Raw genomic sequence first — 20,930 nt, forward strand, 5'->3', positions numbered from 1 at the left:
CTTTTTTAACTTCAGCTTAGTTATTTTTATTTGCTTGACGCAATACACTTGCTGTATAATCGCTTTCAAACTATAATATTTTCAAGGTTCGGTGTTCTTTTAAGCGTCGCTCTTTCGCGCTCCGCTTCAAGCACTTATTCAATATAGCGAACCTAATTCATTGTGTCAACTATTTTTCCCAAAATACTTTTGGACCGCTTCTGCATCACTATTGAAGCCTTGAAGAGTAAGGGTTTTAGGCTATAGTATTGCTGGAGTCTCTTAGGAAGCTTTTAAATTTGTGAGCTATTCTGCTGTTTTGCCGCCAAGGCTAGTTTTAGATCCTCTGTTGCGTAGCTGGTTGCTGGAGGATATTGGTAGGGGCGATCGCACAACAAATACACTACTAGTTAAAGATGTGACGCTAGGCTCTGCTAAATGGATCGCTAAAGCTTCAGGGATAATTACTGGCTTACCAGTTGCAGCTAGGGTGTTTCAGATTTTGAATGAAAAAGTCAGCTTTGTGGCTGTGGTGGCTGAAGGTACATGGTGTGAGCCGGGACAGGTAGTAGCTGAAATTCATGGTTCGTTGGATGCGCTGCTGATGGGGGAACGAGTCGCGCTCAACTTGGCTATGCGCTTGAGTGGGATTGCTACGCTGACTAATATATATGTAGAGAAAATTGCTAATTTACCTGCTCAGTTGGTGGATACGCGTAAAACTACCCCAGGGCTGAGACTGTTGGAAAAGTACGCGACTGCGTTGGGTGGAGCGATTAATCACCGCATGGGGTTGGATGATGCAGTAATGATTAAGGATAATCACATTGCTGCGGCTGGGAGCATTGCAGAGGCTGTTACCCGTATTCGTTCTCAGATTCCTTATCCCTTAACTATAGAAGTTGAGACGGAAAGTTTAGAGCAGGTGAAAGAAGCTTTGCAGCACAACGCTGACATTATTATGTTGGACAATATGTCTTTGGATATGATGCGTCAGGCGGTACAGCTGATTCGCCAGGAGGATAGTAGGGTGAAAATTGAAGCTTCGGGGAATGTGACTTTGGAAACGATTCGCGCTGTAGCAGAAACAGGTGTTGACTATATTTCTAGCAGTGCGCCGATTACTCAATCGAAGTGGTTAGATTTGAGTATGAGGATTGCACTGTAATTGTCAAAATGTCAGTAATACTTTATAAGTGCATAGGAAAAATAAAATAGCGATCGCATTAAACAACAGATTTACTAATTTGCAGTCCCATAATCACTAAGTCCCGTTCAACGCTGTCAAGTTCGGCAATTCTAGGCAAATGTCCCCAACGTTGAAAACCAAATGTTTCAAAAAGTTTTAAACTGGGCTGATTGTGGGCAAAAATGAAGCATACTAGGTTCTTTATACCCAAACTAGGACTTTCACTAATTGCTTGTGCTAAAAGTTGTCGTCCTAAACCACACCGATGAAAACTAGGGGCGATATAAATACTAATTTCGGCAGTCTTACTATAAGCAGGTCGCCCATAAAAGGATTGGAAACTAAGCCATCCAGCAATTACTCCTTCTACTTCGATTACCCAAAGTGGGCGTTGTGAAAGCGATCGCCCCTTAAACCAAGCAAGGCGACTTTCCACGGATACTGGTTCTAAGTCAGCGGTTGCCATGCGGCTAGGAATTGCAGTGTTGTAAATTGCGACAATTGCAGGCAAGTCAGTTTCAGTCGCATGGCGAATGGTCATTGCTAGCGTCTCGGAAAAATATTCAGAAAATATTCAAAAATAATACAGTGTTAAGAGTAGCAATTCTACGGCTTCTATCGTAATTGTCACAGATACTTTGCTAGTTAGGGTACTTCTACCTTACTTACATATAATGGCTAACTTTACTAGCAAGTATGCAATGCGCCACTACAAAAGACAGGGCGATTGCTATAAATATAGCAATATCCCAAAGCCTTACCTATTGTATTTTTTATAACATATAAACTTTATAACTCCTTAGTTGGAAATTATAAGTTTTTATTCCTAACGTCTTATTCTGTATTCATTCTAGAGAAATAGATAATTTTCTCATGTCAGCAAAAACAAACCATCTTATCTGAATATTTATATACTACTTTTGTCAGGTTGAAAGAATTGAAATTTTCAACTCAGTGAACAGAAATGCTTTAACAAAGTTTTTGTTTCCAACCAAAGAATAGAATTCTAAATCCTTTAACAGTAAAGCTTACAACAAATTGATTGTTACTTTATACACATCTAATTGAAGATTATGCATAACAATAAATTTATTTTGTAGCCATGTTTATAAAACTGGATGTAAGTTTGTATGGCTGAGTACAAATTGTATATATAGCTAAAGATAGAGGTCGTCATCACATTTTTTTATTTAAAGTTAATATAAATATAAGTTTATAGAGATTAGTTATAAGCCCAAATACCATGTCTATTAATTGTTTAAATAATAAATTAAGTGTAAAGCAAGATAGTAAGATTTCAAATATTGTTGAAATAGCGCTTTTTATAGACCAAATAAAAAATAATATTTGGCTATTTGGTATTCCATCTTGGCTTTTCGGAATAACCGATAGAAGCGTAGCTGCATTTGCCGATGGTTATTTATCTCCTATAGAAATGTTTCAACTATTTACAGCCTTTTTCTTTTTTGTGAGTTGGCTATATCTCAAGCCGGAAGAAAGCTTTAATAGCAATGATTTAGAACCAAGGCAATATCAAGAATATCTCGATCGTACTCAAGCTAACAAGCTTAAATTAAAAAAGCTACACATGATTAGCCAGGAGTATATTTTACCATTCCCTTATATTTGCCAAATATATCATCTATTGAACTTAAAACATTTAGAAACAATTCATAGGTTTAGCCTTAATAATCTTAAAATTCTTAGTGTTAGCCAGTTCCAAACGACAAACGTCGGTGGTAAAATCACATTTCAAACGATATTAGATTCACCAGCTAATCCTTTAAGAATTTGGCGACAACCAACTGTAGAGGTTGATTTAATATTACATACTCCGTACACTGTTGAACTGAGTATTCCAGTCTACAATAACAAGAGGATAATTGTTATATTTCATGCTTTCCCTTTAAATAACTCAGAACATCAGTTATTTATAGATATTTATAGTGACTTAGAGTGGCCAAAGCCATTATTACAAATAATCTTGCATTTTGCTTCTTGTTTGACACTCTTTGAAGATTTGCCGTATCTAAGAGCTTTAACTGAGAAAAATATAGAGCGTTTATTCAATTTAAGTAAGGCTTCAAATCACGAGAGTGCGTTACTTTTTAGAAGGTTTGTTGAGCTATACGGTTCGAGTGGAGAAACAACTAAATTACTTGAGGGAAGGGAAGAGAGTTAGGAGACGCAATTTATCGCGTCTGTACAGGAGTTAGAAGTTTAAAAATTCTAACTCCTAATTTTATTTAGTTAAGCGCGTGCTAGTAAGGGAGCAGCAGCTAGTAAAGTTTTGGTATAAGGGTGCTGAGGATTGGCAAAAATATTTTTTGTAGGACCGAGTTCGACAATTTTACCGCCATTCATCACAGCAATACGATCGCACAAAAATCGAGCTAACCAAAGATCGTGAGTAATGAATAGATAAGTTAACTCAAACTCTTCTTTTAGTTGCAACATCAAATCCAGCACTTGCGACTGCACGCTGGCATCTAACATACTCACGGGTTCATCACAGATTAAAAGTTTAGGGTGAGTAATCAAAGCACGAGCGATCGCTACTCTTTGCTGTTGTCCACCAGACAAATCCGACGGATAACGCTCATAATACACTTCTGGCGGTGTTAAGCCAACTTTATTCAGCATCCACAAAACCTGTTCTTTTGCTTTGGCAGGATTGGCTAAATTGTGGATAAATAAAGGATCTGCAATACTTTGTCCCACTGTCATCGCTGGATTGAGACAAGCATGAGGATCTTGAAAAACCATTTGTATTTGTCGCCGCGAGGAACGAATTTCTTGACGCGATAGTTTAGTTAAATCCTGTCCTAAAAACTCAACTTTGCCACTAGTGGGACGAATTAGTTGCAATATTGTTCGTGATAGTGTGCTTTTACCACAACCTGATTCCCCAACTAAGCCGAGAATTTCTCCTGAATAAAGATCCAGGTTGATTCCATCTACTGCTTTAATTGTCTGCGTTTGTGTGTTAAGCAGTCGTTCGATAAAGTTAGGTTCTATGGTGTAGTGTTGCTTAAGTTCTGTAACGCTCAAAATTGGAGTTTGCTGATTAATAATCGGCAATTGCTTTTCTTCGTCATTGGCAATTATCAATTCTCCACTATCAGTTACTGCTTGAATATGTAATGCTGCTTTTAGGAGCGATCGCGTGTATTCGTGTTGAGGTTGCCTAAATACGGTTTCTGTAGCACCCATTTCGACCATCTTGCCGTTGTACATCACGCCAATGCGATCGCAATACTCAGCCACCATTGCTAAATCATGAGATATCAGTAGCAATCCCATATTTTCTTCACCGCACAGGCGAGTTAATTCTTGTAATATCTGCGCGGAAACGGTGACATCTAAACTGGTGGTGGGTTCGTCAGCAACAATAAACTTAGGGTTGAGGAGTAAAGCTAAGGCGATCGCTACACGTTGGCGCATTCCACCGCTAAACTCATGGGGATACTGATTCCAGCGACTAGGGGGAATATTCACCTTTGCCAAGGTAGCAAGTGCTTTTTCTTTGGCTTCCCGCGTTGATAATTGTGGTGAGTGCGCCTGGAGAGTTTCGATACAATGCTTACCAATGGTCATCAAAGGATCGAGGCGTGTCATGGGATCTTGAAAAATTAAGGCGATCGCCTCTCCCCGAAATTTCCGTACCTGGTTAGGTGTCAAGTCAAACACTGACTGTCCTTGAAATGTCACCCGTCCCTCAATCCGACTAGAGGCTGGTAGTAAACGCATTACTGCCCGCCCAATAGTTGATTTACCACAACCTGACTCTCCCACCAATCCCATTCTTTCACCTGGTTTCAAAGTGAAAGATACATCATCAACCGCCCAGGTTGCTTCTTCTCGACTCCGAGCAGGATAGGCAACTCGCAGATTTTCGATACAGAATAAGGCTTCACTCATAGTTAGTTATCAGCCCTGAGCTACCAGTTTTTATAATTTCAAATTTAGGATAGTCTATCAAATTAAGTATTAGACCTGTTTTATCAAACTTACCTAAACGTAGCCAAACTTGATTTAGTGTACCCATAGTAATCGCGTTTAGGAGACAAGAGTAACCTATGTTTAAAAGCATTGGGCTTAATTTGTATCTCACGGCACTTGATGCTAGTACCATGTTTTCTTTTTAAACAGGGTAATCGCCCACAACTAAAGTAATCAATCAGAATTCTTTCCTCCTGCCTCCTGCCTTGTCTGCGACATGCTCCGCGATCTGCCTCCTCTTAATTGGAGACAGCTATCGATATTCTTGATAAGCATTGCTAAAGTTGATACAGCACACAACTATGATGTTATAAGTGCAAAATTTAAATCTGTAGGAACTAGAATCAAAATTAAGTCAGTAAATCAGGATTTTAAAGTTAATATTATGGAGCAAAATCAGCCAGAACAGCGCCGTGCTGCCGATCAAGTATTTGAACAATCCCTCGAACAGTTGGAGGATATCTTACAAGAAAGTTCGACTGAGGAAGAAGAGATCCCTCAACTTCATACTAGTACTTTCACTGAAGTCGAACTCGCTCAAGACTTGATAGATATTGATTTAGCGGCTCTTGAGGACGCAGTTGCTGATATTGAACAATATCTCGAAGAAATAACAAAAACCCAATTGGGGTAAAAAGTTAAAATTTATTACTGACAAATTAGTTGCCGTTGAGCTTCGTACAACATTAAAGCCGCTGCGATCGCCACATTTAAAGATTCCACTCCAGGACTCAAAGGAATTCTGACTTGCCGATCTGCGATCGCTGCTAAATCTGCCGACAATCCAGCACCTTCATTTCCCAGTAAAATCATACTGGGTTTTCGCCAGTCTACTTCCCAATAAGTTAAAGTTGCATCGGGTAAGGTTGCCACTACCTGCATTCCTGCCTGCTGACTTTGTTGGACTGTCGCTTTTAAATCTTCGGTTACGGCTGTTGCGAGGCGAAACCATTGCCCTGCGGAAGCACGTAGAACTTTAGGACTATCTAAATCTACACTATCTCCACTGATCCACAACCCTGATGCTCCAGCGGCGGCGGCGGTGCGGATCATTGTACCCAGGTTGCCGGGATCTTGTATCGTCTCTAAAGCTAGTACTAAACCAGTAAATGGTAGTTGAGTTTGGCGTTGGCTTCGTTTTGCTGTTGCCACCACACCATCTGGTTGGACTGTAGTCGCGATCGCATCCAAGACTTCTTGACTGACAATTTCGGCGCGATCGCATCGGCTACAAGCTTCTTCCCATAGTGAAGAATGACCTACTTGCCAATCTGGGGTACAACACACTGTTTCTAGTGGGTAATTGACCGCACAAGCTTCCTCTAATAGGTGTGTACCTTCTAGTAAAAATAACTGCTGCTTGTGCCGCTCCTTCGTAGAGTGCAGCTTGCGAATTTGTTTGACTAGGGAATTCTGTAAACTGGTCAACATCAAAAAGTTAAGAGTTAGAAATTAATAGTTAGGAGTTAATTTAGTTGTCTTTCAACTCATAACTTTTGACTTCTAACTCCCAACTTAGATATTATGCGGAACCCGGGACTTGAACCCGGAAGCCTTGCGGCACTAGAACCTGAATCTAGCGCGTCTGCCATTCCGCCAGTTCCGCTGGCATTTGTGCTTATCGACAATTTCTTATTATTGCGTTATGTTTTACCTTTGTCAAGTAAAAGCATAATGCCTCGTTAAAAGTCTCTAACTAGAAACGAGTTTTTCAGGCACAACGTCGAATCAAAATCTTATTTACTGAACAGTACAGCATTGATTTTTAGAGAATACTTAAGTTATTTTACTGAGTATTTAATTTTGCTTAAAACTACTACTTATTCATTCTTTTTTTTAAATTTTTTAAAAAGCTCAAAAAGCTTACTACTACTTCTTTTCAGCCTGAATTTTTACCCAAAAAATAATTTTCTTATACCAAACAGTGCTTTAAAACGTGGACATTTTGAATCTTTACTGTAGAATCAAAACCAACTTCAAACATATAAAATACGTATTACTTTTGGAGGTAAGCTTATTAATCCTTCTACCATCTTACCAGATGCCAAAATTACTCCAGAAGCAGACTCCTCAGTCTTGCAAATTTGGGGTGGGCATCCTTTGCGGGGTCATGTGAAAATTAGCGGGGCAAAAAATTCAGCACTGGTAATCATGGCTGGAGCCTTGCTGTGTCCGGGCGATTGTCGTATCCGTAATGTCCCTTTGTTAGCGGACGTAGAGCGGATGGGTCAGGTGTTATCTGCTTTGGGTGTGCAATTAACCCGACAAGGCGACATTTTAGACATCAATGCCAGTGAGATTAAAACATCAAAAGCTCCCTACGAATTAGTTACCCAGTTGAGAGCGAGTTTTTTCGCCATTGGAGCCATTTTGGCAAGACTGGGAGTAGCACAGATGCCCTTACCAGGCGGTTGTGCGATCGGGGCAAGACCAGTTGACTTGCATGTTCGAGGACTGCAAGCAATGGGAGCGGAAGTACAAATTGAGCATGGCATTTGTAATGCCTACGTCCCTGGCAGCAGCCGGAGATTAAAAGGTGCGAAGATTTACTTAGACATTGCCAGTGTTGGAGCGACGGAAAACTTGATGATGGCGGCTACCCTGGCAGAGGGCGAAACGATCATCGAAAATGCTGCCAGAGAACCGGAAGTAGTCGATCTAGCTAACTTCTGTAACGCGATGGGAGCGAAGATTAAGGGCGCGGGGACTAGCAGAATTATTATCGAAGGAGTCCCCAAGTTGCATTCTGTTGACTACAGCATTATTCCCGATCGCATTGAAGCTGGGACGTTTTTGCTGGCAGCAGCAATTACCCGCTCAGAACTTCTTCTCTCGCCAGTGGCTCCAGAACATCTCATCCCAGTAATTGCCAAGCTGCGGGATATTGGAGTGACAATAATTGATGAAAAGCCTGACCACTTACACATTCTGCCAGCGGAAAACCTTAAGGCAACGGATATTGAAACTCAATACCATCCAGGTTTTCCCACAGATATGCAAGCCCCATTCATGGCTTTGCTGGCAGTGGCAGAAGGCGACAGCGTAATTAATGAATCCGTCTTTGAAAATCGCTTGCGTCATGCCTCTGAGTTGAATCGTTTGGGGGCAGATATTCGTGTCAAAGGCAATGCAGCTTTCGTTCGGGGAGTACCAAAATTATCTGGCGCACCAGTATTAGGTACAGACTTACGAGCATCGGCAGCGTTAGTCATCGCTGGACTAGCAGCAGAAGGACAAACCACAATTCAAGGATTACAGCACCTCGATCGCGGCTACGATCGACTTGATATGAAGTTGCAGCAATTGGGGGCTAAAATCCTCCGCGTGGGCGAAACACCCACAGATGCAGAAATCGCTCCCAGCATCAGTAGCCTGTCAAGTTGAAATTGCTCGGTTGAGGCTGAGGCGAAGATAAGAGATATAAGGTAGACAAGGTAAAATTTTCTCCCTTGTTTGCCTTTATCTCTCCCATCTATACCTTGCGATCTGCTGAATTCTCCTGATAGATAGAGGCTTTTAAGCTTGAGCCATATCTTTTTTTGATGAATATTCTGGAAAAATCTGTGTTGGCTGTTACAATATTGTTAAGAAAAGTTGCCCGTTGCATTTTAGGAACGCGTAATTGGGTTTTAACTCTCTTGAGAAGACAACGCAAAAACATTTTTTAGACCAGCTGTGGGAGGCTGGTCTTTTTGTATTTAAATTTTTCACAAATTATACTTATATCTTTGGGTATAATACTTATACTGTTTTATTAATTACTTTTATTTTTATGCTTCGATAGTTGATAAGGAGCGATGGCTACGACTGGCTACGCCTACGCCTTGCAGAAAACCTCAAAAATAAATCGATCGCCCCGATAGAATAATAATTTACTAAGCTGTTGCAAATTCTGTAAATTTTCTCACATCTGGAGGCTGAAAAGCTAACACAATATCGCTGCTATTTACACCTAACTTCATTAATTCAGTCGCTATTCCCTCTTCTGTCCAGTCTTCTTCTATAAAAATTTTTTCATTCTTAGTACGAATATGAACATGAGTATACTTAGGGCTTGCTGAAAAAGTCAGAAAAAAGCAATTATAAGGGTTGACTAGTTATTCAGACCCAGTCAAGCATAAGCACAAGTTGCATCTAATATTAATTTTCCTCGATTTTTTAGCTCACTTTTTTCTGATTCTGATTCTGCTGTTTTTTTTTGATTTGATTGAGATGATATTTCTAAGCACATCTTCTTCACCATCTCTTGATTCACTTTGTTAACTAACTCTGCATTAATTCTTTCTCTAAAATGTACTAACATTGAGGCATCAAATGGAGTTTCATTACTATAAGATAACATCCCTATAAAGTACTGTAGATATGGATTCTCTTTAATTTGTTCTACTGTCTTTCTGTCGCTTACCCTTAGCTTTTCTTTGATTATTAATGCTCCTAATGCCATCCGAAATGATTTTGCTGACGCTCCCATTTCTGTGGAGAATCTCGAAGAATATTCTGACTCAAATTCTTTCCAGGGTATTAAATCAGCCATAATTACCCAACTGCCTTAAAGAAAATAATAATCAACAAAAGAGCGATCGCTTTACATAAAATCTCAAAAACAATGCGATACCTACGGTGAGCTACGCTAACGAATTTCGTATTTTAATCAATTCACCAGATATCTTTAAAATTAAGCACAAATTGCGGTAGCACATCTTCTCCTGATAAACTAGCAGGAGATTGCAGTAATTCAAAATCTCTACCGGAGCGATAAATTTCTACTTGCCGAATTTCTAAATCAATTAACCAACCTAATCTAGTTCCGTTGTCTCGGTACTCTTGCATTTTATTTTGTAGCCTTTTTAAACAATCAGTATCAGAACGCAATTCCACTACAAAATCAGGACATACAGGTGGAAATTTCTCTTTTTGCTCCTGTGTGAGATAATCCCATCTGTCACGTTTTAACCAAGATGCGTCAGGAGAACGAACTGCCCCATTTGGTAAAATAAACCCAACGGAAGAACCAAAGGCTATACCTAGTGACTCATCACGATTCCACACTCCAAGTTGAGCAGTTAAGTTAGCATTGCGGTTGCTGGTTAAGCCTCCAACTAGAGGCATTAGTAGCAATGTGCCATCAGCATTACGCTCAAATCTGATTAATTCATTTATCTGACATAACTGAAAGAATTGCTCATCTGTTATTTGAAGAACAGGAGCAAAGTTGATAGTTAACGCATCCATAGAAAAATTTAAACTTGAATATTCTTATAAAAATGCCGAAAGCAAATGCACTTTAGCGAAAAAAATATTTAGAATGATTGCCTCTAAGTGTTGATTACTTTATCCGCAGCACCAGTTAAAATTTCATCCATCCAAGCATTTATGCTTTTGCCAGCCTTTTTAGCAGCAATAAATATTTTGCGGTGGTGTTCTGGAGTTGTGCGGAATGGAAGTTTACCAGAGAATGGTTTATCAGGCTCCTCTCCTAGTTCTTCACAGAAAGCAAGATAATCATCAACAGAAATTTGAAATTCTTGACGCGCTTCGTCTACAGTTTTTGCCTTAAAGGTAATTACGTCATTAATATCTAGGACTTGGCCAAAAAGTATTCCCGCTTCTACATCTACTTCTATACTAGCTGTGTATCCTTTATAAGTCATCATATTTCAATTCCTGCCTTCATTAAAAATTCTCTAACAGATTTAACTGCTCCTTTATCTGTCTCATTTTGAGGATGCGGTTCGTGAAAAACAGCTTTCACATCATTTAATTTCACACGAACCCGCGAACCTCTACCTTGAGTAATATCAGCACCGAGAGCTATAAATAAACTTTCAATATCTTTCCAAAGAATATTAGATGGTACAGGATTTGTAAAAATTAACTCTAAAATCTGACGTTGTTTGTTATTGAGATCCATTTAATCAATACAATTACAGCCATCTTACAGTTAAGTTGAATATAGCCACAGATTTAATGATATCATATTATGATATCATTGAAAATATAAAAGCGTAGGCGTAGCTGGGGTACACTACACCTCCAAAATTTCCCAAAGTGCGATGTCTACGACGGGCTACGCCTACGCCTTACAGAAAACCTTAAAAACTAAGCGATCGCTCTTGTGGAAGCGTGAGTGCGATCGCCTTACAGAAAACCTCAAAAACTAAGCCCAGACTCGTAACTGCTTGCTGTTTGTTAGACATCGCTTGTTGTGGAAGAGTGAATGCGATCGCAATGGTTATTCTGATAAACAAGCAGATATCAAGCCTGTCTACCTTTATTTTACAAATAAAGAATGCAGTCTGTCTGTATATATTTGACTTAGAATCCAGAGAAGTAGAAGTGTAAATTTTATGTTTAATTATCAAGAAGTACTACTGCAAGCTCAAAGCCTAACTCCTGAAGAGCAAATACGCTTAATTGAAGAATTGTCAAGCTTAATTCGTCAACAGGTGACGATGATACCTAAGCAAAAGCATAGCATCCTCGAATTACGTGGATTAGGCAAAGAAATCTGGAATGGCATTGATGCTCAAGAATACATTAATCAGGAACGTGATTCATGGAATGGCTAGTCCAACTACAGGGGCAAATTGTAGGTTTGGATACTGCTCCACTAATTTACTTTATTGAAGAAAATCCTAATTATTTGGATGTTATAGATGCTTTTTTTGAAGCGATGTTTCGTGGTGATTTTAGCATTGTAACATCAGTTTTGACTATCACGGAAGTGTTAGTCTATCCCTTGCGACAAGGAAATACAGCATTAGCTCAACAATATCGTGAAATTCTATTTAATTCTTAAGGTTTGACTACTATAGAAGTTTTCCCTGACATTGCTGAAAATGCAGCACAATTAAGGGCAAATTATAACTTAAGAACCCCAGATGCTATTCAAATGGCTACTGCTATTCGTGGAAGTGCATCATTTTTCTTGACAAATGATGCGCGGTTGCCGTCTTTACCAGCGTTAACAGTGTTAGTGTTGGATCAACTGATAGTTTGAGTCTTTTTGTCTGTTGCGATCGCTGATTGGATGATACCATTTTAGGCGATCGCCTTACAGAAAACTTCAAAAACAAAGCGTAGAGGCGTAGCGGCTTGTGCTTAGACATCACCTGTTGTGGAAGAGTGAGTGCATTAGCGTAGCTTACCGTAGGTATCGCTGTGTATATTTAACTTAAAGACAAAAAAGTATAATAGTGAGCATCAAACCCATATTTGTTAGAGTATCTTTTGTTACTAAAAAGAGAGAAGTTATCTGGTGGACTCTACATTTAACTGGAAACTGGAACAGACTTTACTTGAAAAAGTCATAAATCTGGCTACTCAACGAGGGCAATCTCCTGAATCAATAGTCAGTGAAGCTGTTAGGCTATATCTAGAAACCCAATTGCTAGAAACAGTTGATAATGCTGCGTCTGACCCATTAATTGGCTTATTTGCAGGAACACCTGATTTGGCTACAAACTCAGAAGATATTCTCCAACAAGAGATTACTGAAAAATCTGGTTGGACGTGGAAATAACCCTAGCAGTAGCTGATACGGATTTTGTTGTAGCATTGTTGAACCGTTCGGATGCAATGCACAGTATTGTTGCAAGAGTATATACACAACAAAAACAAATTCTGTTACCACAAACAGTATTGGCAGAATTAGCTTATTTGGTAGGACGTAATGCAGGTATAGCGACAGTAGTAGCTTTTTTGCAAGGACTATCTGCGAGTCGATTTAGTTTAGTAGCTTTAACAGAGCAAGATGTAATTCGTGTGGCGGAAATCTTGGATGAGTATGCAGATAGTCGGATTAATTTTGTAGATGCAAGTGTTATGGCAATAGCTGAACGCTATGGGATTAAAAAAATATTTACTTTAGATCAGCGAGATTTTAGATTATATCGACCTCAGCACTGCGATAGCTTTGAGATTTTGCCTTAAAGAAAATAATAGTTAATAAAAGAGCGATCGCTTTGCAGAAAACCTCAAAAATGAAGCGATCGCTCTTGTGGAAGCGTGAGTGCGATCGCTTTGCAGAAAATCTCAAAAACAAAGCGTAGACGCAAAGGGCTTGTCGCTAGACATCGCCTGTTTTGGAAGAGTAGAGCAATCACTTTATTTAAAAGTTTTGGAATCTTGAAGTCTTTAGAATCAAACCTATCTGTAATATCAGCAACTATATCCAAGCTTCAGTACACTAGTCCAGTGTAGGTGATTGCTCATTGAAAGTTTGTTCCCAATAGCCACGCCAGTTATCTGAAAGTCCATAGAGTTTTTTGCGGGATGCTATTTGCTCAGTGTTCAACCATGATTGAGATTGTAGAGCCCTGCCTCGCAAAGCTTTTGATATATTAGTGGGTTCTACTTTATTAATATCATCTACAAGATACTGGTTAATTATATTGGCAATTTCTGAGCCAGTGACTTGTTTTTTTCCTCTTGCTCTTAGTTCTACCATTGCCCAAAAAATCTTTGGTGCTAAACTTCGTGTTGTTGTTTGGATATTAGCTAATTCGTGTGGAACTTGGATGCTATTGGTTTCTTGTATCAGTTTAAGGTTATCAATGTAATCAAATAATGATGGTTGAAATACTTGTAATTCTTGTGTTTTTATAGGAAATCCACTAACAACTTCAGGAAGTCGATTTGGCACAGATACTCCTGCAATACTGAGCAGTTTAGCTATCATATCCTTAAGCTTTTCCTCAGTTGTCGCAACTTCAGGGAAGTGCATTAAGACATCACCAATAGGCTTCTCTTCCTCAAAAGATTCCACTAGATAACGTGCTACAATACTATTTGCTTCAGTTTCAGATAAGAGATCAACACCAGTTTTATTGAGCGATTCTTCTGAAAGAATAGTTATTACATCGCGAACCGCGTCAACAAATTTTTCAAAAGCTTTACTTTTATGAAAAGGTAGTTCACGCCCTATCATAGACAGATAAATATTGTCAAAGTAAACCTGCTTAATCATAACTACAGCAAGTGGAGAGGTGCGAAAAGAGTGAAATTCTTCCAATTCATAGTTTTTTGTAAAGTCAGCTTCCGAAGGTATTTCCATACACTCTAAAAGCCGCTCACGCACCATGTCCCTAATTGTAATTCGTGTCCATCTTTCATGGTAAGCATACATTCGTGTGAAATTCAAAATTTCTTTTAGGGTTGTACCACGCCGTGATTCTGAGCTATGTCTTCCATAAAGTAATCTCAGTAATAATCTGAGTTTTAAGAAGTAACAGGGATAACTGGGGAATACTGGATAGTATAAGTTTGGTAAGATAGATTTACCTCCACTTATACTATTAGGTGAAAGTAAGGCTGAAATTATATAAGAGACTGACCAAACTTCTGTTTCACTACCTAATGTTAAATGCAAATCGCGAAGAATATCAAGAAAATAGCGAACGTTATGCCAGGAAACGGCTGAAAGTAAATTAAGAGATTGATTAGCAGCACTAGCTTTTAGGAAAGTTGATTTAATTACTTGGGTATATTTCAAAGAAAATTTATAAAATTCCTGCCAGTTAGGTTGATTCCGCCAACGAGTTAAACGATGATCTTTTTTGCTTGGTTCTTTTGGTGTTTCTAAATTCTCTACATATTCAATACGCTTAGAAATTATTTGTACTAGATCAGGCGTTTGAAGGTGATAGACAATATCATCTGAACGCACATCCAGAAACCCAAACTCTCGACCCCGAAAATAAGTTCCTTCTCGCATCGTAATAATTACTGTTGCCCCAGTCTGACTAGCAAGCTTGTGAGCAAACGTATAAACTATTCTTTGATATCTATCTGATGTTCGATCAATATTATCCAGAAAAACTACAACACCTTTTTTATTCTGGCTAGCATAATATCGCCAACTTTTCTCTAAGAATTCACTGGGTGATTCCGAAAGCTTCTCTAATAGTTCTGCTTCTTTAAGGGCTAAAAGCTGTGAGTCTTGCTCAAAAACTTTGGCATATGAGCCTTTCCGTAAATTTTGTAGTTCCCTACCAAAAATTTTACGAAGAGTTTCATGTTCATAAGCTTCTGGGCGTAAATTTTTCCACTTTCCATTTATTTCCTGCCAAAGATATTCATTTATGATCTCTGGTGTGCCATCAAATTCATTAATTAGGTCGATAATTAAATAATTAAATTTTTTTGTGTTCCTTTGATGTGCTTCAATCAAAACTTTATTAATAAACGTAGACTTTCCACATCCAACCGAACCAGTAATTAAAACCACTCGCCCTTTCCTATCACCCGATTCAGTAGGTAAAAAATGTGGATTATCATAATCCGGTGAGATATCGGTAGCCGACGGAATATAAATTGGCGATGTATCTTGAAGTGTGCGTTTTAATTCTCCTTGATACTGATCTAATTTTGGATTTGTAACGAAGCATTGTTTGAGCATCATTCTACGGCCTGGATCAACAATTTCTCCAAAAAAGCGATCATAAAATTCTCCTATATATTTATCACTATCATTGGAGCGTGACCAGTTGATTTCAGGAAGTTTAGAGCTAGGAATAACACAAAAATCTGAAGGAAGAGAATTAATTTCAGAAAAATGCTCTTCTAACGAATTGTTAACTACACAAGGTTTAGCCAGGAGATCCCAAAAGAGATCAAAGTGCGATACATTTGATAATAAATTACCAAAATAAATACATTGTAAGTCATTGATATTTTTGTTCCGATTTGGGATTGCTTGCAAAAGTATCCATTCTGCACCATTGGTAATTACAGAATATGGTACTCCGGTTTCTTTTGCATAACCTTCAGCTTGGTTAATCACTTCACTAACTGAAGGTCCAAAGGAGGTGCGGATATAACTGAGTTGGTAAATCGTTTTCTTTAGGCCTGTTTGTGGACGTATGAATGTTTGCCCAATGCGTTTTGCTTCTACTATAAATCTTGGGATACCATCTGCTGTTATTAAATAATCTGTGAATCCAACGTGTTTTACCGGATGTTCTGGATTAAATTCTTCTTTGCACCATCCTAGAGATTCAAGAATTTTATCAATGATTAAAAGACGAGTCTTAGCCTCGTTTTCCCCGCAGAGATTAGAACCTTTATCACCATACTGCCTTCGTAGATTAGCTAAAACTGCTAATGCTGATTCACGGCTTGGGATAATGTCTTGTGAAGTTTTATCTTTGGGTTTCATGTCTTTGGGCTTTTCTTATCTATTTCAGATAGTCAAACTTGATAAACTCTAGCTAAAAAAGAGTAGCTAGTTTATACCAAGATAGCCCACAGGATTAGGTACTGGAAAATTACCGATTATCTTGAATCAGTTCCCTACAAATAACCTATTGTTAACTTGATTCTGCCGTGAAAAGCAAGATAAAAGCAAAAGGCACGGAATTACCGTGCCTTCTACCTTATTAGTTGTGTATAAACCTACTCAATCAATCCCTTCAATCCGGTCTTCAACCTCTTGGTACAACTCGCGCAGACGATCTAAATTCTCCTCGCTAGTCTCCCAATAACCGCGTCCATTCACTTCCAACAACGTTGATACAATCTTGCGGAAAGAATGGGGATTAAGGTTCAACAACCGCTTCTGCATTTCTTCATCTTTGATGAAGGTTTCGTTAGTATCCTCATAAATCCAGTTATCCACAGCGCCGGCTGTCGCACTCCAACCTGTTGTATTCACCAACCGCTTGGAGAGTTCGCGCACACCTTCGTAACCGTGAGACAGCATCCCCTCGTACCATTTGGGATTTAACAATTTGGTACGCGCATCCAAACGCACGGTTTCTGATAATGTCCGCACTTGGGCGTTAGCTGTGGTTGTATCTGCAATATAAGATGCTGGTTTTTTACCATCACCCCGCAGACTTGCCACCAGCTTAGTAGGATCTGAATCAAAGTAGTGGGAAACGTCGGTTAAGCTAATCTCGGAAGAATCCAAATTTTGGAAAGTTGCATCAGCAGTTTTCAAAGTACTTTCAAAAATCTGCCGGGATTCGTCCATAATTCCGGGGTTATCGGAATTGAAAGAGAAAGATTTCCGGTTGAGATACATTTCCTGCAACTCGGCTTCACTATCCCAAGTGCTGTTTTCTACCGCCAAGTTGATATTTGACGAGTAGGAACCAGAAGCATTGGAGAAAACGCGCGTCGCTGCTTGACGCAGATTAATCCCCATATTCTCAGCTTGTTGCAAAGCGTGTTTGCGAACAAAGTTCATTTCTAAGGGTTCATCCGCCTCAGCGGCCATCTTCACCCCTTGGTCTAGCAGGTTCATTTGGTTGATAAACAAGTCGCGGAATACTCCAGAACAGTTGATTACCACATCTATTCTGGGTCGTCCCAACTCTTCTAGAGATATCAATTCCAACTTGTTCACCCGTCCCAAGGCATCGGGAACTGGACGCACGCCCACCATCCACATAATTTGCGCTAGGGATTCACCGTAAGTTTTGATGTTATCGGTTCCCCAGAGAACGCAGGCGATGGTTTCTGGCCATTTTCCATCATTTTCAGCCTTATTACGTGCCAAAAGCCGATCTACAACGATTTTGGCTGATTGAACTGCTGCTGTTGTTGGGATGGATTGCGGATCTAAAGCATGGATATTCTTACCTGTGGGTAATACATCCGGGTTGCGGATGGGATCGCCACCAGGGCCGGGTAAGATGTACTCGCCTTCCAAGCCTCTGAGTAATGCTCCGAGTTCGTTGTCTGCACAAACTTGTTGCAGGCAGAATTCCAAATACTCAACTAGGGGTTTTAGGGCGGCGGTGTCAACTTTGGGATAACCTGCTTTATGCAATGCTTCTACCCAAGGTTCCTTTTTACCCATGTTGAAGAAATTCAACCGGGAAACCAGAGAAACTCGTCCTTCCGCGTCGATCTGCTCTTGCACAAGGGCGGTAACTGCTGCACGGGTTGCCAAAGTGATATCTTGCAATAACTGGACATCTTCTAAAATGCCTCTGTCGTTATTTTGATAAATATCGTCAATGTTACGCCCAATGCTGTTGGCGATAATTCCCGGCAAGCCTTGAAGTCCTTCTTCTTGACGATCTAGACTAGCAATGTTGACGAGAGTGGCGATCGCTTCTTCTGCACTTGGCGGTTTCCCAATGACGTGCAACCCACAAGGCAACAACCGAGACTCGATTTCCATCAACTTGCGGTAGACGTTGCCAACAATATTATCCCGCTCATCGGTACTCATGTCTCTGGCATCGGTTTCTGGCAGGTTAATATCCTTATCCAGATTCACGATCCGGCATTTATCCATGATGCTGTTGACAATGGAAACACCGCGTCCACTATCTTTTAAGGTTTGGTAGGAAGCAATTAATTCGCTGAGTTCCTTCAAACCTTTATACAAACCAGCATTTTCTGCCGGTGGTGTCAAGTAAGAAATTGTTTCGGCATAACTCCGACGTTTAGCAATTGTCGCCTCACTCGGATTATTGGCTGCGTAGTAATACAGGTTGGGAATTGAGCCAATCAAGTTATCTGGATAACAATCACCAGACATCCCCATCTGTTTACCTGGCATGAATTCTAAGGAACCGTGTGTACCAAAGTGCAGTACAGCATCAGCTTTCCAAACTTGCTCTAGGTAAGTGTAGTAGGCAGCAAAACCGTGGTGAGGACTAGCTGAACGGGAGAATAACAGCCGCATCGGGTCGCCTTCGTAACCAAATGTAGGTTGGACACCGATGAAGACATTACCGAATTGTTTACCATAAATCAGCAGATTTTGCCCGTCGCTGTTGAGATGTCCGGGAGGTGGGCCCCAGTTTTCCTCTAGGCGTTGAGAGTAAGGGGTAAGTGCCTCATACTCAGGAACCGACATTTTGTAAGCAACGTTCAGTTCTGGGCTGTTGTACTGCGCTTGAGCATCATGGATGACTTCTTGCATCAACGCTTCGGCGGATTCTGGCAATTCTGGTAAGTCGTAGCCGTTATTTTTGAGGGCTTTCATCACCTCGTAGATGGAGCCAAAAACATCCAAGTACGCTGCGGTTCCCACGTTGCCTTTATCGGGTGGGAAGCTGAAAACGGTGATGGCGACTTTCTTATCTAGCTTCGGCTTGCGGCGGAGGTTCGCCCATTTTAAGGCGCGTTCGGCTACAGCTTCAACCCGATCGCGCAGTGCGATCGCTTTCCCTGTAGTTCCATCTCTACCCGATAATATAATCGGCTCAATTGCTCCATCCAATTCAGGAATTGCAATTTGCAAAGCTACTTGAATTGGATGTAACCCTAAATCGCTATCCATCCACTCTTCTGTGGTTTGGAATACTAAGGGTAACGCCACCATGTAAGGACGATTTAAGCGTTTGAGTGACTCAATTGCCTTGGGATGGTCTTGTCTAGCTGGGCCACCTACTAAAGCAAAGCCAGTCAGTGATATCACTGCATCTACCAACTGGACATTAGTAGTTGGTTCGTAGAAGTAAGCATCCACAGGCTTGGAGAAATCCAAACCACCAGCAAACACAGGTAGTACCCGTGCGCCTAATGCTTCCAACTCCTGCACCATTGCCACATAATGGGCATCATCCCCTGTAACTAAGTGGGTGCGTTGCAATACTAACCCGACACAAGGAGCTAGGGGATCTTTGAGATCGCTAGAAATATCCTTACGAGCTGTATACCAATTGAGGTACTCTCTGACATCTTCAAACATACTGGGAGCCAAAGGATGCCAAATCCCTAGATCGGGATAAACCACCGGCTGTTCGTATGTAGAAGGTGCAAAATTCTGTTTTTCTAAACCTTTAAATACATATTTATCAGCTAGCATCAGCAAGAAGTTTTCCAGATTTTCAGGAGAACCACCTAGCCAATACTGAAAACTGAGCATGAAATTTCGGGCATCCTGTGCCTTGTCCATCGGTAAAAACTTCAGCACTTGCGGCAGTGTTCGCAAAAGCTTCAGCATTCCATCTTGGAATCCCGCACCGGATTTTTCTTTGCGTTTCCGCATGAATTGGGCGATCGCACTTTTTGACTGACCCAACTGTGCCAAGGAAAAGCTGCCCATTTTACTCAGGCGCATTACCTCTGGCATCGAGGGAAAGACAACAGAAACATCCAAGCGATCGCGGTGTGGTTCTACTGCTGCTACTACTTTCTGTGCTAAGTCTTCGATGAAAATGAGGGAAGCGATGAAGATATTCGCACTCTCAATTTCTCGTTTGAACTCTTCGTAATTCTCTGGGTCGCGGAGTTCCTCAATCAAGTACCCGCTGATTTCAATCGCCAAGTTGGGATTGTTCGCGTTAATCGTGCGAACTGCTTGCGACAAAGCACTCTGGTACTGGGACTCAAGCACGACATAGACCACCTTGATTAAACTACGTCCGCGTAAGTTATCAGGCGCAATGTGTCTAATGGTGGACTTGACGTGTGTGAACATGCTTCTTCGGCTCCTTTGATGCGTGTTCTCTAATGGAAGTTCCTAGCGGCATCATCAGCCACAGGTAACTTGCGATCTTTTAGGCAATATCTGTTTTTTATCAGAAAACGCTTGCCCAGTAGGCATTTTATCCCCTATATGACACAAATCGATATAAAAAACGAAATATTTCTTTGTAATTGTTGACTTTGTATAAAAGTATTAGCTCACTATTTATAAATTTTTGTAAAATTATTTAATGATTAAATAGTTATTTAAAGATATTATTCTATTTAAAAAACTAAACCCGCTTGTGCGGGTTTATTAAGTATTTTTTACAGTGTATGTAGGGCTGGCTTACTTACTTTCTAGCTCTTTTTGAGATAGAGCTTCTTT

General features: G+C 40.2%; 17 protein-coding genes, 1 tRNA gene and 3 pseudogenes. 9 read left to right on the forward strand and 12 right to left on the reverse strand.

Annotated features, from left to right (window positions below):
- Positions 1–280 precede the first annotated feature (280 nt).
- Positions 281–1,147 carry a carboxylating nicotinate-nucleotide diphosphorylase gene (gene nadC / locus V7K53_RS05260; RefSeq protein WP_335196573.1) on the forward strand — a complete coding sequence of 289 codons (867 nt, stop codon included), beginning with the start codon at positions 281–283 and terminating at the stop codon, positions 1,145–1,147.
- A 58-nt stretch (positions 1,148–1,205) separates the two neighbouring features.
- On the opposite strand, the gene V7K53_RS05265 is transcribed toward nadC, so the two are convergent.
- A complete protein-coding gene (locus tag V7K53_RS05265; RefSeq protein ID WP_335196574.1) occupies positions 1,206–1,709 on the reverse strand; it encodes a GNAT family N-acetyltransferase in 504 nt (167 codons plus the stop codon).
- Positions 1,710–2,411: 702 nt separating this feature from the next.
- On the opposite strand from V7K53_RS05265, the gene V7K53_RS05270 reads away from it, so the two are divergent.
- Positions 2,412–3,350 carry a hypothetical protein gene (locus tag V7K53_RS05270; RefSeq protein ID WP_335196575.1) on the forward strand — a complete coding sequence of 313 codons (939 nt, stop codon included), beginning with the start codon at positions 2,412–2,414 and terminating at the stop codon, positions 3,348–3,350.
- Between the two features lie 68 nt (positions 3,351–3,418).
- On the opposite strand, the gene V7K53_RS05275 is transcribed toward V7K53_RS05270, so the two are convergent.
- Positions 3,419–5,089, reverse strand: coding sequence for an ABC transporter ATP-binding protein (locus V7K53_RS05275; RefSeq protein WP_335196576.1), 1,671 nt, complete (start codon positions 5,087–5,089; stop codon positions 3,419–3,421).
- A gap of 466 nt (positions 5,090–5,555) precedes the next feature.
- Here V7K53_RS05275 and V7K53_RS05280 point away from each other — a divergent pair, with 466 nt between their 5' ends.
- Positions 5,556–5,804: a hypothetical protein gene (locus V7K53_RS05280; protein WP_335196577.1), complete on the forward strand. Its 249-nt coding sequence runs from the start codon at positions 5,556–5,558 to the stop codon at positions 5,802–5,804.
- A gap of 14 nt (positions 5,805–5,818) precedes the next feature.
- On the opposite strand, the gene V7K53_RS05285 is transcribed toward V7K53_RS05280, so the two are convergent.
- Both V7K53_RS05285 and V7K53_RS05290 read right to left on the reverse strand, forming a co-directional pair.
- Entirely contained in the window at positions 5,819–6,601 is a 783-nt protein-coding gene (locus V7K53_RS05285) for a TrmH family RNA methyltransferase (protein ID WP_335196578.1), read from the reverse strand.
- A gap of 94 nt (positions 6,602–6,695) precedes the next feature.
- Positions 6,696–6,776, reverse strand: a tRNA-Leu gene (locus V7K53_RS05290).
- 410 nt (positions 6,777–7,186) lie between these two features.
- Between V7K53_RS05290 and murA the strand changes: the two genes are divergently transcribed.
- The gene (murA, locus tag V7K53_RS05295) at positions 7,187–8,554 is read left to right on the forward strand and encodes a UDP-N-acetylglucosamine 1-carboxyvinyltransferase (RefSeq protein WP_335196601.1); all 1,368 of its coding nucleotides are present in this window, start codon (positions 7,187–7,189) and stop codon (positions 8,552–8,554) included.
- Positions 8,555–9,045: 491 nt separating this feature from the next.
- Here murA and V7K53_RS05300 read toward each other — a convergent pair.
- From V7K53_RS05300 to V7K53_RS05320, 5 genes and pseudogenes are all read right to left on the reverse strand, one after another.
- Positions 9,046–9,207, reverse strand: a pseudogene (locus V7K53_RS05300) (element excision factor XisI family protein); the annotation flags it as partial.
- A 77-nt stretch (positions 9,208–9,284) separates the two neighbouring features.
- Positions 9,285–9,713, reverse strand: a pseudogene (locus V7K53_RS05305) (transposase); the annotation flags it as partial.
- Between the two features lie 113 nt (positions 9,714–9,826).
- A complete protein-coding gene (locus V7K53_RS05310) occupies positions 9,827–10,402 on the reverse strand; it encodes a Uma2 family endonuclease (RefSeq protein WP_335196579.1) in 576 nt (191 codons plus the stop codon).
- 83 nt (positions 10,403–10,485) lie between these two features.
- A complete protein-coding gene (locus V7K53_RS05315; RefSeq protein WP_199346326.1) occupies positions 10,486–10,821 on the reverse strand; it encodes a type II toxin-antitoxin system HicB family antitoxin in 336 nt (111 codons plus the stop codon).
- Positions 10,821–11,081 carry a type II toxin-antitoxin system HicA family toxin gene (locus V7K53_RS05320; RefSeq protein ID WP_335196580.1) on the reverse strand — a complete coding sequence of 87 codons (261 nt, stop codon included), beginning with the start codon at positions 11,079–11,081 and terminating at the stop codon, positions 10,821–10,823. Before V7K53_RS05320 ends, V7K53_RS05315 begins: the two co-directional genes overlap by 1 nt.
- Before the next feature lie 436 nt (positions 11,082–11,517).
- Between V7K53_RS05320 and V7K53_RS05325 the strand changes: the two genes are divergently transcribed.
- From V7K53_RS05325 to V7K53_RS05335, 3 genes and pseudogenes are all read left to right on the forward strand, one after another.
- Positions 11,518–11,739 (forward strand): hypothetical protein, encoded by a 222-nt coding sequence (locus tag V7K53_RS05325; RefSeq protein WP_335196581.1) that lies wholly within the window; start codon positions 11,518–11,520, stop codon positions 11,737–11,739.
- Complete coding sequence (locus tag V7K53_RS05330) at positions 11,727–11,969, forward strand: type II toxin-antitoxin system VapC family toxin (RefSeq protein ID WP_335196582.1); 243 nt, start codon at positions 11,727–11,729, stop codon at positions 11,967–11,969. The genes V7K53_RS05325 and V7K53_RS05330 overlap by 13 nt, the downstream gene beginning before the upstream one ends.
- Positions 11,970–11,972: 3 nt before the next feature.
- A pseudogene (locus V7K53_RS05335) lies at positions 11,973–12,068 on the forward strand (type II toxin-antitoxin system VapC family toxin); the annotation flags it as partial.
- Between the two features lie 4 nt (positions 12,069–12,072).
- Here the strand turns inward: V7K53_RS05335 and V7K53_RS05340 are convergent.
- Complete coding sequence (locus V7K53_RS05340; protein WP_335196604.1) at positions 12,073–12,279, reverse strand: hypothetical protein; 207 nt, start codon at positions 12,277–12,279, stop codon at positions 12,073–12,075.
- A 149-nt stretch (positions 12,280–12,428) separates the two neighbouring features.
- Between V7K53_RS05340 and V7K53_RS05345 the strand changes: the two genes are divergently transcribed.
- On the forward strand, positions 12,429–12,692 hold the full coding sequence (locus V7K53_RS05345) for a hypothetical protein (RefSeq protein ID WP_335196583.1): 264 nt from the start codon (positions 12,429–12,431) through the stop codon (positions 12,690–12,692).
- Positions 12,683–13,102, forward strand: coding sequence for a type II toxin-antitoxin system VapC family toxin (locus V7K53_RS05350; protein WP_335196584.1), 420 nt, complete (start codon positions 12,683–12,685; stop codon positions 13,100–13,102). The genes V7K53_RS05345 and V7K53_RS05350 overlap by 10 nt, the downstream gene beginning before the upstream one ends.
- A gap of 256 nt (positions 13,103–13,358) precedes the next feature.
- Here V7K53_RS05350 and V7K53_RS05355 read toward each other — a convergent pair whose 3' ends face one another.
- Both V7K53_RS05355 and V7K53_RS05360 read right to left on the reverse strand, forming a co-directional pair.
- Positions 13,359–16,328, reverse strand: a complete 2,970-nt coding sequence (locus tag V7K53_RS05355; protein WP_335196585.1) for a P-loop NTPase fold protein — start codon at positions 16,326–16,328, stop codon at positions 13,359–13,361.
- 240 nt (positions 16,329–16,568) lie between these two features.
- Positions 16,569–20,555: a magnesium chelatase subunit H gene (locus V7K53_RS05360; protein WP_335196586.1), complete on the reverse strand. Its 3,987-nt coding sequence runs from the start codon at positions 20,553–20,555 to the stop codon at positions 16,569–16,571.
- Between the last annotated feature and the right edge of the window lie 375 nt (positions 20,556–20,930).

It is taken from the genome of Nostoc sp. (assembly GCF_036917355.1).
GTDB lineage: Bacteria > Cyanobacteriota > Cyanobacteriia > Cyanobacteriales > Nostocaceae > Nostoc.